We start from the raw sequence: 12856 nt of genomic DNA, 5'->3' as shown, positions 1-12856 counted from the left end.
TCCTCGCGAAACTTTTTCAGGCCGACCCCGGCGATCTGTGGTTGGGCTGCGCCCAGGCCGTACGGGGGACGAACCGAGGCCCTTCCTGTGGCTTGGCAGCCCTGGAAGAGCATGGCGCGCGTTTGTCTAGATGGGTTCTACGTAGAGCCAGCGGGTGGCTTCTCGGGTGAAGCGGCTGTTTTCGTGCAGTTCTTGCGGTTCGCCCTGGTAGCGGTAGTGGGCGGTGAATTCGACTGTGCCTGTGGTGTGGAACGGGGTGCCTTCGGTCCGGTTGTGGATCTGGAGGTGGGTCCAGTGTTGGTCCGGGTCGAAGTCGAGGTGCCTTGGCCTTGTGGTCGGGTGCCAGGTCGCCAGGAGGTAGGCCTCGTCGCGGAGGGCGAAGGCGGTGAAGCGTGAGCGCATCAGGGCTTCCGCGGTGGGAGCCTGTTTGTCGCCCTGGTGGTACGGGGCGCAGCAGGACTCGTAGGGCTCGCCCGAGCCGCAACGGCAGGTTGGTGGCACCCGTCCATTGTCGGCCATCATCGACGGGTGGACCCGCTGACCCTGCACACCGCCGCCCGTCGGTACCTCGTGGACCGGTGCTCCGAACTTCGGGGTGTCGGCGCTCGGCACGTTGTCGACGCGATGTTGGTCGAGGTCGAGCGGCTTGATGTGGACGATCTGCCGGATGCGTTGCCGTCGGTGCTGCGGGCGCTCGCGTGGGCGGCGCGGACGTCGGAGACCGACTCGCGGGGGGACGCGGCCGAGGACGCTGCGATGCGGGATGAGCGTGCCCGGTTCGCGCGTGCCGTGGTGGGGTGGACGTCGGCGGACGAGGTGGTGGTCGAGCCCCTGGCGTATCGGCGGACGTTGAGCGCGGAAGAGGGCGAGCGGTGGCGTGCGTTGCTGTTGGAGCGGTGGGGTCCTTCGGTCGCGGGCTGGATGCCGTTGGAGTTCGACGACGTCGTGCCGGGCGTGTTGGTCGTGAGCACCCAGACGGCTTGGGACGACGAGTGGGTGGACGGCCTGCGTGCGCTGCTGCGGGCGCGTGGGGTAGAGCGGGTCTTTGAACTGCGGGAATGGGGCGCGGATCGGGAAATCGAGGTCGCCGCGCTCGTTCCCTCTTATACCGGTGCCGAGGGGATGTGGACCGACGGCGGGCTCGACTGGGTCATCTACGCCTCTCACGAGGGCACCGCGGCTTACGGTGGGTGGCTGGCCGAGGCGCTGGAACCCGTGGCCGGTCCGTGGCGCTAGTCGACGTCGCAGGCTGAGCGGCCCGAGCGGTTGTAGCGGAGCCAGTGCAGGGTGGCCTCCGCCTGGGCGTCGCCGGTGGCGGCCGCGGCGGTCAGCGTCGCGTGGGCCTCGTAGCGGGTCTCCGGTGGGGAGGCCGGGTCGGTCAGGACGGCCACGGCCTCGTCGTGTGTCATGGCTCCAGGATAAGAGCGGCTCCCCGTGCCGGGGACTGCCATCGCCGGGCACGGGGAGCCGCTGGGGGCTGGGAACGGTTCTCTAGGAGCAGGCCACGCCGTTCAGGGTGGGAGACGAGAACGGCGGGGTGGCTCCGGAGAAGCTCGCGCTGTAACCGATGGTCGCGGTTCCACCGGTGCCGAGCTTGCCGTTCCAGGACGCGTTGCCGACCCGGACCACGTCCCCGGTGTCGGTCCACGTCCCGTTCCAGCCCTGGGTGACGGTCACGCCGGGCGCGGAGAAGGCCAGGGTCCAGCCGTCGATCGGCGCACCCCGGTTCTCGATCACGATCTCCCCGGTGTAACCGCCCGACCACGCGCTCACCACGCGGTGCCGCACCGCGCATCCGTTGCCGGGAGGGGGCGTGGTCGTGGAGGTCGTGGTGGTGGTGGTGGTTGAGGTCGGGCCGGCGGCGATGGCCAGGTCGTAGGCGCGTTGCGGCACGAACTGGCCGGCCGCCGCGATGCAGCCGTCCGCCTCGCCGGGCAGCTTGACCCACAGGTAGGCGTCGATGCGGGCGTCACCGGTGTTGGTGGTGCTCGGCGTGCCGATGGCGCGGCCGGGCGGGTCGCACCACTCGCTGCCCGCGGGACCGTTGCCGTTGCGGCTGGTGTCGATCACGGCCTTCAGGCGCGAGTCGCCCAGGGCGTTCAGGACGCTGTGCGCGTAGCTGGTCTCCGTGCTCGTGTACCGGTAGTTCGACACGTTCAGCGAGATGCCGTCGGCGCTGTTGGAGATGTCCGCGGCCCGCAGGCGGCCGGCCGCCTCGCTCGGGCTGAGCCAGCCCGAGTGGCCGATGTCGAAGTACACCTTCGCCTGCGCCGAGCCGGCCTTGAGCCGCTTGCCCGCGTACGCCATCGACGCCCGCGTCTCGGCCTGCTGCTCGGCCGACTGGCAGTTGGTCATGATCGGCAGCACGTCGGGCTCCAGCACGATCGACGCCCGCCGACCGCCCAGGCCCGCCGCCACCTGGTCCACCCACGCCCGGTACTCGGCGTGCGACCGGGCGCCGCCGCCGCTCGCCCCGCCGCAGTCGCGGTTGGGGATGTTGTAGACGACGAGGATCGGGATCTTGCCCGCGCTCGCCGCCGCGCCGACGAAAGCGTCCACCTCCGCGCGGACCGTCGAGGTGTTGGACGTGGTGTACCAGCGCGCCTGCGGGACCGACGCGATCCGGTCGCGGATCACCGGGGTCCGGGAGTCGCCGGGGTTCGCCGCGACCCACCGCGCCGCGCCCGTGTTCGGGTCCACGTAGAACGCCGAGTCGGCCGCGTGCGCGCCGCCGCCGAGGGCCAGGACCGCCGCGCCCGCCACCAGGGTGCCGGACAGCACTCCCGCGGCTGCCGCCATGCCTTTCCTCATCGCCTTCCTCTCGCCGACGCCGATGTCGGTGGGACCGCCCCGCATTGGGAGCGCTCCCAGTCGGCGGCACTGTAACCATTCCGAACCGTTCGGCAAAAGGGGCAACCGACTGGGTGCGTCGGCGGCACCCCGTTGATCGTTTTCACGGTCGGTGGATCGAATCGCATCGAATCGACCTCGAATCGTCGTGAAGAGCGCCGGAGGAGTGGCCGGCGGCACGCTGAGTAGGCGTTTCCGAGGGTGGTTGCTCCATTCCGGTAACGCTGCGACCGGTCGAACGGCGAACGGGCTCAATTCTCGAATTGCGGCATTCGGACTACTTCTCGGGGAGCGTTCGGCGCATTGGCCGACGGGCTGCGGCACACCCTCTTTTCACGGTGTTGCGTTGCGGTTACAGTCCAGCGCTGGGAGCGCTCCCAGAATCCCCTGCTTCCTGGAGGCACCGCATGCGACGACGCATGTCCGGTGCGTTGACCGGCACGCTCGCGCTGCTGGTCGGCGCGCTGACGCTCACCGCACCCCAACCCGAGGCGACGGCCGCGCCCGCGTTCAACTACGGCGAGGCGCTGCAGAAGTCGATCTGGTTCTACGACGCCCAACGCTCCGGCGACCTGCCCGCGGACAACCGCGTGAACTGGCGCGGCGACTCCGCCCTGCGCGACGGTTCGGACGTCGGGCTCGACCTGACCGGTGGGTTCTACGACGCCGGCGACCACGTGAAGTTCGGCCTGCCCTTCGGCGCGTCCATGACGATGCTCGCGTGGGGCGCGGTGGAGAACCGCGACGCCTACGAGGGTTCCGGCCAGTTGCGCCACCTGCTGTCCAACCTGAAGTGGGGCACGGACTGGATCGTCAAGGCGCACCCGTCCCCGAACGTGGTCTACGGCCAGGTCGGCGCGGGCAACCCCGACCACGCCTGGTGGGGTCCCGCCGAGGTCATGCGGATGGCGCGCCCGGCGTACAAAGTGGACGCCTCCTGCCCCGGCTCGGACCTCGCCGGCGAGTACGCCGCCGCCCTGGCCGCGTCCTCGATGGTGTTCAAGCCGACCGACCCCGCCTACGCCGCGACGCTGCTGACCCACGCCAAGCAGCTCTACACCTTCGCCGACACCTACCGCGGCAAGTACAGCTCCTGCATCACCGACGCCGCGAGCTTCTACAACTCGTGGAGCGGCTACCAGGACGAGCTGGTGTGGGGCGCGATCTGGCTGTACCGCGCGACCGGTGACGCCGCCTACCTGACCAAGGCCAAGGCCGAGTACCCGAAGCTGTCCACCGAACCGCAGTCCACCACGCGGTCCTACAAGTGGACGATCGCGTGGGACGACAAGTCCTACGGCTCCTACGCCCTGCTGGCCAAGCTCACCGGCGAGGCCGAGTACGTGGCCGACGCCAACCGCTGGCTGGACTACTGGACCACCGGCTACAACGGCAACCGGATCCGCTACTCGCCCGGCGGCCAGGCCGTGCTCGACACCTGGGGTTCGCTGCGGTACGCGGCCAACACGGCGTTCGTCGCCCTGGTCTACGGCGACTGGCTGCGCGCCACCGACCCGGCCCGGGCCACGACCTACCACGACTTCGGCGTCAAGCAGATCAACTACGCGCTGGGCGACAACCCGCGCAACTCAAGCTACGTCGTCGGTTTCGGCGCGAACCCGCCGCGCAACCCCCACCACCGCACGGCGCACGGCGCGTGGGCCGACAGCATCCAGGAACCGGCCACCAGCCGGCACGTCCTGTACGGCGCGCTGGTCGGCGGCCCGAGCACCAACGACGACAAGTACACCGACAGCCGCCAGGACTACATCGCCAACGAGGTCGCGCTGGACTACAACGCGGGCTTCACCGGCGCGCTGGCCCGGCTCTACAAGGAGTACGGCGGCACGCCCCTGGCCACCTTCCCGGTCGCCGAGACCCCGGACGGCCCGGAGCTGACCGTGCAGGCGTCGGTGAACCAGTCCGCGGCGCAGTTCACCGAGGTGAAGGCGTTCATCATCAACAAGAGCGCGTGGCCCGCCCGGACGTTCAACGGCTCGCTGCGCTACTACTTCACCCTCGACGGCTCGACCACGCCCGAGCAGATCACGGTCACCACGAACTACAACCAGTGCGGCACGGCGAGCGGCCCGACCCGGTTCAGCGGGAACGTCTACTTCGTGGACATCCCGTGCCCGGACGTCTACCCGGGCGGCCAGTCCGCGCACCGGCACGAGGTGCAGTTCCGCATCGCCAGCGCCGGCACGTGGGACCCGACCAACGACTGGTCGTACACCGGCCTGGGCTCGGGCAACACGGTCGTGCAGACCGACCGGCTGGTGCTGCGCGAGAACGGCGCGGTCCAGTGGGGCAGGGAGCCCGGTGAGGTCCCGACCGACCGCGAGGCCCCGACCGTCCCGAGTGGACTGACCGCCACCGGTGTCACCGGCTCCGGCGCCACGCTGAGCTGGACCGCGGCCACGGACAACGTCGCCGTGGCGGGCTACGACGTCCTGCGCCCGGACGGCACCGTGGCCACCACCGCGAGCGGCACCACCGCCCAGGTCACCGGCCTCACCCCGGACACCGCGTACACGTTCTCGGTGCGGGCCAGGGACACCTCGGGCAACGTCTCGGCGGCGAGCACCGCGGTCACCTTCCGCACCAAGGCCGGGTCGGTGACCGGCGGCCTGGTCGCGCAGCAGCGCGGCAACGGCGGCGCGACCGCGAACCAGATCGGCACCACGCTGAACCTGGTCAACCGGGGCGCCGCCGCGGTCGGGCTGGACACCGTGACGCTGCGGTACTGGTTCACCGGTGACGCCACCAACGCCAACTACCAGGTGTTCTGCGACTGGGCCGTGGTCGGCTGCGCCAACGTCCGCGCCACGGTGGTGAAGCTGGCGACCGCCCGCACGGGCGCGGACGCCTACCTCCAGGTCACCTTCGCCGCCGGCACGCTCAACCCGGGCGCCCAGACCGGTGACATCCAGCTGCGCGTGGCCAAGTCCGACTGGTCGCAGTTCGACCAGACCAACGACCACAGCTACCGCGTCAGCGCGACGCTGACCGACTTCGACCGCGTCACCGCCCACGCGGGCGGCGCGCTCACCTGGGGCGTCGAGCCCTGAGAGACCTCGGCACGGGGCGTTCTGCGCGCCCAGGCGCCCCGTGCCGACTCCACCCCACCGCCCTTTGCAGGCTCGCGGGTCAACGGCTGATCCGTGCAGGAGGAGGACGCATGAGGTACCGCACCAGAGCCGGACGGTCGCGCAGTCGGCCGTTCGCGCTGATCGCGGCGGCGGCGACCGCCGCAGGCATGATGCCGCTCGTGGCACCGGCCGCGCACGCCGCGGTGGCGTGCACGGTCGAGTACAAGGTGACCAGCCAGTGGCAGGGCGGTTTCGGCGCCAGTGTCGCCATCCGCAACCAGGGCGACCCGGTGAACAACTGGCGCCTCACGTGGACCTTCCCGGACGGCCAGCGCGTGCAGCAGGGCTGGAACGGCACGTTCAGCCAGAGCGGCAACGCCGTCACCGTCACCGCACCGTCCTGGGCGCCGAACCTGGCGGCGGGCGCCCAGTACTCGGTCGGGTTCAACGGGAGCTGGACGGGCCAGAACCGCCCGCCCACGGACTTCGCGATCAACGGCACCCCCTGCACGGGCCCCAACACCGCGCCGACCGTGTCGCTGACCTCGCCCACGTCCGGCCAGACCTTCCAGTCCGGCCAGGCGATCCCGCTGGCGGCCAACGCCGGTGACGGCGACGGCACCGTCGCCAAGGTCGACTTCCTGGCCGACGGCGCGGTCGTCGCGACCGACACCAGCGCCCCGTACACCGGGTCCTGGGCCGGCGCGGCGGTCGGCGAGCACTCGATCGTCGCCCGCGCCACCGACGACAAGGGCGGCGTGACGGCGTCGACCGCCGTCGGCGTGCGCGTCCTGGCCGGGCAGACGATCCAGATCAGCCCGCCGACGTTGAACGTCCGGCAGGGCGGCACGGCGACCTTCGGCGTCTCGCTGGCCACCGCGCCCTCGTCGAGCGTCACCGTGACGATCTCCCGCACCGGCAGCGCCGACCTCACCGCGTCCCCGACGACGCTGACGTTCACCACGGCCAACTGGGCCACCAAGCAGAACGTCACCGTCACCTCGGCGGACAACGGCGGCGACCTCGGCACCGCGACGTTCACCGCGAGCGCCACGGGCATCACCCCGGCCACCGCCACGGTGACCGAGATCGCCAAGGGCTCGTCGGACTTCACCCAGGCGTTCCTGGACCAGTACAACAAGATCCACGACCCGGCCAGCGGCTACTTCCGGACCTTCTCCGACGGTCTGAAGGTGCCCTACCACTCGGTCGAGACCCTGATGGTCGAGGCGCCCGACCACGGCCACCAGACCACGTCCGAGGCGTTCAGCTACTACCTGTGGCTGGAGGCCAGCTACGGCCGGATCACCGGCAACTGGGCGTCGTTCAAGTCCGCGTGGGCCTCGATGGAGAAGTACATCATCCCGGCCAAGGCGGACCAGCCGACCAACGACAAGTACAACCCGGCCGACCCGGCGACCTACGCGCCCGAGCACGCGCGCATGGACCAGTACCCGTCGGTGCTCGACGCCAACGCGCCGGTCGGCTCCGACCCGATCGCCAACGAGCTGAAGACGGCCTACGGCACGTCGGACATCTACGGCATGCACTGGCTGCTCGACGTCGACAACACCTACGGCTTCGGCCGGTGCGGCGACGGCACCAACACCGCGCCCGCGTACATCAACACCTACCAGCGCGGCTCGTCGGAGTCGGTGTGGGAGACCATCCCGCAGCCCTCGTGCGACACCTTCGCGCACGGCGGTCCGAACGGGTTCCTCGACCTGTTCACCAAGGACTCGTCCTACGCCAAGCAGTGGAAGTACACCAACGCGCCCGACGCCGACGCGCGCGCGGTGCAGGTGGCGCTGCTCGCCCAGCAGTGGGCGAGCGCGCAGGGCAAGGGCTCGGAGATCTCCGCGGAGATCGACAAGGCCGCGAAGATGGGCGACTACCTGCGCTACGCCATGTTCGACAAGTACTTCAAGCGCATCGGCAACTGCACCAGCCCGCAGACCTGCCCCGGCGCGACCGGCAAGGACAGCGCGCACTACCTGATGTCCTGGTACTACGCCTGGGGCGGCGCGACGGACACGTCCGCCGGCTGGGCGTGGCGCATCGGTGACGGCGCGTCGCACCAGGGCTACCAGAACCCGCTGGCGGCCTACGCGCTGTCGCAGGTGCCGGCGCTGAAGCCGAAGTCGGCCACCGGCCAGCAGGACTGGGCCAAGTCGCTGGACCGCCAGCTGGAGTTGCTGCAGTGGCTCCAGTCGGCCGACGGCGGCATCGCGGGCGGTGTCACCAACACCTGGGAGGGCCAGTACGGCACGCCGCCGGCGGGCACGCCGACGTTCTACGGCATGTTCTACGACGCCCACCCGGTGTGGCGGGACCCGCCGTCGAACCGCTGGTTCGGCTTCCAGGTGTGGCAGATGGAGCGCACCGCGTCGCTGTACCAGATGACCGGTGACCCGCGCGCCAAGAAGATCCTCGACAAGTGGGTCCCGTGGGCGCTGGCCAACACCACCATCGGCACCGGCGGCGCGTTCCAGATCCCGTCCGACATGGAGTGGACGGGCGCGCCGGACAACTGGAACCCGACCACGCCGGGCGCGAACGCGAGCCTGCGGGTGCGGGTGCTCAACCACAGCCAGGACGTCGGCGTCGCGGCCTCCTACGCCAAGACGCTGCTCAACTACGCGGCCAAGTCCGGCAACGCCACCGCCCGCACCGCGGGTGAGGGCCTGCTGAACGCGATGCTGGCGAACCAGACCGCCAAGGGCATCTCCGTGCCGGAGACGCGGACCGACTACAACCGGTTCGACGACCCGTACGTCGCGAGCACCGGCGAGGGCACCTACGTCCCGCCGGGCTGGACGGGCGACATGCCCAACGGCGACATCATCAACGGCAACTCGACGTTCCTGTCGATCCGCTCGTTCTACCGGAACGACCCCGATTGGCCCAAGGTTCAGGCTTACCTGAACGGCGGGTCCGCACCGACCTTCACCTACCACCGGTTCTGGGCGCAGGCCGAGATCGCCACGGCGTTCTCGCTGCACGCGGAACTGTTCGGCTAGGCCCGCGAAGGTCGCCGTCGCCCCTCGCACACCGTGGTGCGAGGGGCGTTCGGCGTGCCTCGGGAACGATTCGCGAAAGGTGTCGAACGCGTTCGAATCGAATTGTTCGAAACCGCCCGGGGTGTTGACGCCGCAGTGCGGCCTGTGCCACATTTCCGTTACTTCATCCGCAGTTGCTCCGGCGGTAATTCCGCCCTCGTGGATCGAAACGGTTCGATTCGCCGAGCAGTCCGTTCGAAGTGTTCGACGTGCGCGCGAGGTGCATCCGGTGAAACCCCCGTTCCGCGACCCGGCGACGCCGGTGTCCGACCGCGTGTCCGACCTGCTGGGCCGGCTCACCGACGAGGAGAAGGTGGCGATGCTGCACCAGCGGCAGCCCGCCGTGCCCAGGCTCGGGGTCGCGGAGTTCCGCACCGGCACCGAGGTCCTGCACGGCGTGGCGTGGCTGGGCGAGGCCACCGTGTTCCCGCAGCCGGTCGGGTTGGCCGCGTCGTGGAACCCCGACCTGCTGCGCGCGGTGGGGGAGGCGGTCGGCACGGAGGCGCGCGGCTTCCACCACCGCGACCCGGTGGCGCACGGCCTGAACGTGTGGGCGCCGGTGGTGAACCCGCTGCGCGACCCGCGGTGGGGCCGCAACGAGGAGGGCTACTCGGAGGACCCGGTGCTGACCGCGGAGCTGGCCACCGCGTACGCGTCGGGCCTGCGCGGCGGCCACCCCCGGTACCTGCGCACCGCGCCGACGCTCAAGCACTTCCTGGGCTACAACAACGAGACCGACCGGTGCGTCACGTCGTCGGACCTGCGCCCCCGCGTCCTGCACGAGTACGAGCTGCCCTGCTTCCTGGGACCGCTCGAAGCGGCGGTGGCCGTCATGCCGTCGTACAACCTGGTCAACGGCCGTCCGGCGCACGTGAGCCCGTTGCTGGGCCTCCTGCCCCCGGACGTGGCGATCGTCAGCGACGCCTACGCGCCGTCCAACATCGCGGGCCTGCAAGGTTTCCTGCCGACGCAGTCCGAGGGCCACGCCGCCGCGCTCAACGCCGGCCTGGACAGCTTCACCGACCAGGGCGGTGACCCGACCCTGATGGTCGAGAGCGTGTGGACCGCCCTGAAGGACGGCCTGCTCGACTGGGACGTCATCGACCGGGCCGTGGGCCGCGTGCTGGCACTGCGCTTCCGCCTGGGCGAGTTCGACCCGCCCGACGACAACCCCTACGCCGCCATCACCTCCGACGTCATCGGCACGCACGGCGAGTTGGCGCTGGAGGCGGCGCGCCAGTCGGTCGTGCTCCTGCGCAACGACCGCCTGCTCCCGTTGCGGCCGGGCGCGAGGCTCGCGGTGATCGGCTCCCACGCCGACGTGGTGTTCGAGGACTGGTACAGCGGCACCCTGCCCTACGCCGAGACGGTCCTGAGTGGACTGTCCGAGTACGGGCCGGTGTCCTACGCCGAGGGCGTCGACCGGATCGCGTTGCGCGCGGCCGACGGCCGTTACCTGGGTGTGCGCGACGGGATCGTCGGCTTGGGGGAGCGGGCGGAGTTCGACGTCTTCGACTGGGGCGACGGCGTGTGGACGCTGCGCGACGCCGTGACGGCCAAGTACCTCGGGGTGTCCGAACAAGGCGAGCTGGTCGCCGAGGCGGACACGCCGGGCGGGTGGGACGTGCGCGAGCTGTTCGAGCCGCGCGAGCGGGACGGTGGTGTCGTGCTGCGCAACGTCGTGCAGGGCACCGAGACCGAGGTGTTCACCGTCGAGCCGGTGGTGGACGGGATCGCCGCGGCGGCGGAGGTGGCGGCCGAAGCCGACGCGGCGGTCGTGGTGGTGGGCAACGACCCGCACATCAACGGCCGGGAGACCCAGGACCGGACAGGGCTGGGTCTCCCGCAAGCCGACCTGGTGCGCGCCGTGCTGGCCGCCAACCCGCGCACCGTGCTCGTCCTGGTGAGCAGCTACCCCTACGCCTTGGACGTCGACGTGCCCGCCGCCCTGTGGACGTCCCACGGCGGCCAGGAACAAGGTCGAGCGATCGCGGAGGCTTTGACGGGCAAGCACTCACCCGCCGGCCGCCTCCCCCAAACGTGGTACGCCGACCCGGGTGACCTCCCGGACCTGTTCGACTACGACATCATCCGAGCGCGCTCGACCTACCTCTACTTCGAGGGCGAACCGCTCTTCCCCTTCGGCCACGGCCTGAGCTACACGACGTTCGAGTACGACAGCCTCACGTGGACCGACGGCGTGGCCACCATCGGCGTCACCAACACCGGCCAGGTCGCCGCCGACGAGGTGGTGCAGCTCTACTCACGAGCCCTGGACTCCCGCGTCAGACAACCACGACGCCGCCTCCAGTCCTTCAAACGGGTGCACCTGGCCCCAGGGGAGCGCCGCGTACTCACACTCCCGGTCGAGCACCTGTGGCACTGGGACGTCGTGTCAAGCCGCGAAGTCGTCGAGACCGGCCGCTACGAACTCCTGGTCGGCGCTTCCTCCAGCGACATCCGCGCCAGGCTGACGGTCGAGGTGACCGGCGAACGCGTCCCCCCGCGCTCCGGCACCCTGCGAGCCGTGGACTTCGACGACTGCGACGGCATCCGCCTGGTGGACGACACAGTGGTCTTCACCGACACCGGCGCGTGGATCTCCTTCCACGACACGGAACACGCGGACCGTTCAGCACCGGAAGGGACGAAGGTGGAGTGGTCGGACGGGGTGTTGACGGTGACCGCGGTGGAAGCGGGCGTGCGCGTGGCGGAGGTGGGCTGATGGTCACGATCGCCGACGTGGCGAGGCACGCGGGGGTGGCGCCGAGCACGGTGTCCTACGCGCTGACCGGCCGCCGATCGATCTCGCAGGCGACGAAGGCCAGGGTGGAGGCCAGCGTGCGCGCGCTGGGCTACCACCCGCACGCGGGCGCCCGGTCGCTGGCGAGCAACCGGGCCAACGTGCTGGCGCTGGTCCTGCCGATGCGCGAAGGCATGCACATGCCGGTCATCATGCAATTCGTGGTGGCCGTGGCCACCGCCGCCCGCCGCCACGAACACGACGTCCTGCTCGTGACGGCCGACCAGGGCGCGGCGGGCCTGCGCCGGGTGGCCGGCAGCGCGCAGGTGGACGGCCTGCTGGTGATGGACGTGGAGATGCACGACGAACGCGTCCCCGTGCTCAGGGAGTTGGACCGCCCGTCGGTCCTGATCGGCTTCCCCGCCGACGCGGCCAGGTTGACGTGCGTGGACCTGGACTTCGCCGAGGCGGGCGCGAAGTGCGTGGACCACCTGGCCGACCTGGGCCACACGTCGATAGCCCTGATCGGCGCGCCGAGGGCGGTGTACCAACGGGACACCGGCTACGCCCACCGGACGATGGCCGGCTTCAGCGCGGCGGCCATGCGCCGAGGAGTCTCGTCCACGACGGTCCCCACCGAACCAGACCACGAGTCCGTGCACCGAACCGTCACGAGCCTCCTGGAACGCCACCCGCAACTGTCGGGCTTGGTAGTCCACAACGAAGCCGCCCTACCCTCGGTGATGGAGGTACTGCGCTCCCTGGGCAGGCGAATCCCCGACGACATGGCGGTAGTCGCGATCTGCCCGGACGACCAGGCAGAACGCCTGATCCCAACCCTGACCTCAGTACACGTCCCCGCAGAACAACTAGGCCACCACGCCGTAGCCCTGCTAATGGCCAAACTAAACCGAGCCCCCACCCCACCCCTAACCCTCCTCCCACCCCGCCTAACACCCCGAGCCAGCACCACCCACTAACCCGCGCCGCAGGCGCACGCTCTTCAATGGGCTGCCAAGCCACAGGAAGGGCCTCGGTTCGTTCCCCGTACGGCCTGGGCGCAGCCCAACCGCGCTTTGGGGTTCTTGGCAACCAGCTTTTCCGGTTGCCAA

Annotated in this window: 8 protein-coding genes; 5 read left to right on the top strand and 3 right to left on the bottom strand. The window is 70.5% G+C overall.

Annotation, left to right across the window (positions count from 1 at the left end; translation table 11 throughout):
• Positions 1 to 126: 126 nt before the first annotated feature.
• Positions 127 to 501, bottom strand: coding sequence for a YchJ family metal-binding protein (locus tag AB0A74_RS40965; protein WP_358258379.1), 375 nt, complete (start codon positions 499 to 501; stop codon positions 127 to 129).
• Between the two features lie 123 nt (positions 502 to 624).
• On the opposite strand from AB0A74_RS40965, the gene AB0A74_RS40960 reads away from it, so the two are divergent.
• Positions 625 to 1236, top strand: a complete 612-nt coding sequence (locus AB0A74_RS40960) for a hypothetical protein (protein WP_358258377.1) — start codon at positions 625 to 627, stop codon at positions 1234 to 1236.
• Here AB0A74_RS40960 and AB0A74_RS40955 read toward each other — a convergent pair.
• Positions 1233 to 1409, bottom strand: a complete 177-nt coding sequence (locus tag AB0A74_RS40955) for a hypothetical protein (RefSeq protein ID WP_358258375.1) — start codon at positions 1407 to 1409, stop codon at positions 1233 to 1235. The genes AB0A74_RS40960 and AB0A74_RS40955 overlap by 4 nt on opposite strands.
• 82 nt (positions 1410 to 1491) lie before the next feature.
• Positions 1492 to 2811, bottom strand: a complete 1320-nt coding sequence (locus AB0A74_RS40950) for a glycoside hydrolase family 6 protein (protein WP_358258373.1) — start codon at positions 2809 to 2811, stop codon at positions 1492 to 1494.
• A 446-nt stretch (positions 2812 to 3257) separates the two neighbouring features.
• Here AB0A74_RS40950 and AB0A74_RS40945 point away from each other — a divergent pair, with 446 nt between their 5' ends.
• From AB0A74_RS40945 to AB0A74_RS40930, 4 genes are all read left to right on the top strand, one after another.
• Positions 3258 to 5921, top strand: a complete 2664-nt coding sequence (locus AB0A74_RS40945; protein ID WP_358258371.1) for a glycoside hydrolase family 9 protein — start codon at positions 3258 to 3260, stop codon at positions 5919 to 5921.
• Positions 5922 to 6031: 110 nt separating this feature from the next.
• On the top strand, positions 6032 to 8962 hold the full coding sequence (locus tag AB0A74_RS40940) for a glycoside hydrolase family 48 protein (protein WP_358258369.1): 2931 nt from the start codon (positions 6032 to 6034) through the stop codon (positions 8960 to 8962).
• Positions 8963 to 9230: 268 nt separating this feature from the next.
• Positions 9231 to 11726 carry a glycoside hydrolase family 3 C-terminal domain-containing protein gene (locus AB0A74_RS40935; RefSeq protein ID WP_358258367.1) on the top strand — a complete coding sequence of 832 codons (2496 nt, stop codon included), beginning with the start codon at positions 9231 to 9233 and terminating at the stop codon, positions 11724 to 11726.
• Complete coding sequence (locus tag AB0A74_RS40930) at positions 11726 to 12724, top strand: LacI family DNA-binding transcriptional regulator (protein ID WP_358258365.1); 999 nt, start codon at positions 11726 to 11728, stop codon at positions 12722 to 12724. Before AB0A74_RS40935 ends, AB0A74_RS40930 begins: the two co-directional genes overlap by 1 nt.
• Positions 12725 to 12856 lie beyond the last annotated feature (132 nt).

The sequence above is a fragment of the Saccharothrix sp. NPDC042600 genome (genome assembly GCF_040647305.1).
GTDB classification, from domain to species: domain Bacteria; phylum Actinomycetota; class Actinomycetes; order Mycobacteriales; family Pseudonocardiaceae; genus Actinosynnema; species Actinosynnema mutabilis.
This window is presented reverse-complemented; position numbering and strand designations above follow the sequence as displayed.